Origin of the sequence: Photorhabdus noenieputensis (genome assembly GCF_018448935.1) — a bacterium.
Taxonomy (GTDB): Bacteria; Pseudomonadota; Gammaproteobacteria; order Enterobacterales; family Enterobacteriaceae; genus Photorhabdus; species Photorhabdus noenieputensis.
In genome coordinates, this window is sequence record NZ_RCWC01000145.1 from 1 (window position 1) to 802 (window position 802).

Annotated in this window: 1 pseudogene; it reads right to left on the minus strand. The window is 62.2% G+C overall.

What is annotated here, in order from left to right:
• Positions 1-802, minus strand: a pseudogene (locus tag EAE91_RS23570) (IS66-like element ISPlu20 family transposase); the annotation flags it as partial.

Here is an 802-nt window from a genome sequence, read left to right on the forward strand (position 1 = left end):
CGTTCCAGCTTGTACAGGTCGCGAATGCCATCCAGCGCCTGTTTCGCCACCGGACTTTGGCTCGCTTTGTATTGGTCAAAGAATTTGCGGCGGGCGTGAGCCCAGCAACCCGCTTCGGTGATATCCGCCCGGGCATGCAGCGCGTTGTAACCGGCATAGTCATCCGTCACCAGCGTGCCGCCCGACCAGTCTTTCAGCAGGCTCTGGGCATAACGGCCGCTGCGGCCGGGATGCAGCTCATAGTACACCACTGCCGGCGAGGTATCGGGGCCGGTGACAGACGTCCACAGGTAAGCTCGCCGGGTCTGGCCTTTTCCCGGGGCCAGTATCGGCAACGGGGTCTCATCGGCATGCAGCACCGGGGACGTCAGCAGCGTCTGCTTCAGGGCATCGGCCAGCGGTTGCAACGCCACAGCCACCTGCCCCACCCAGTCCGACAGGGTGCTGCGGGCCAGGGTGACACCGCTGCGGGCATAGATTTGCTGCTGACGGTAGAGCGGCAGGTGGTCACGATATTTAGCGACCACCACCTGAGCCAGCAACCCCGGCTCCGGAAGGCCCTTTTCAATAAGATGGGCGGGCTGGGCTTTAGCATGTACACACTGACAGCGCGCGCAACTGTACTGCGGGCTGATATAGCGCCGGACGATAAACGTGGCCGGACAGTATTCCAGTCGCTCACTGATTTCATCACGCAAAAAGCGCAGGGCATGACCGCAATCCGGGCAGCTCTCCGTCTCCGGCACCAGCCGGATATCTTCACGGGGTAAAGTCGCCGGCAAAGGCTGACGTTTAGGCTGGG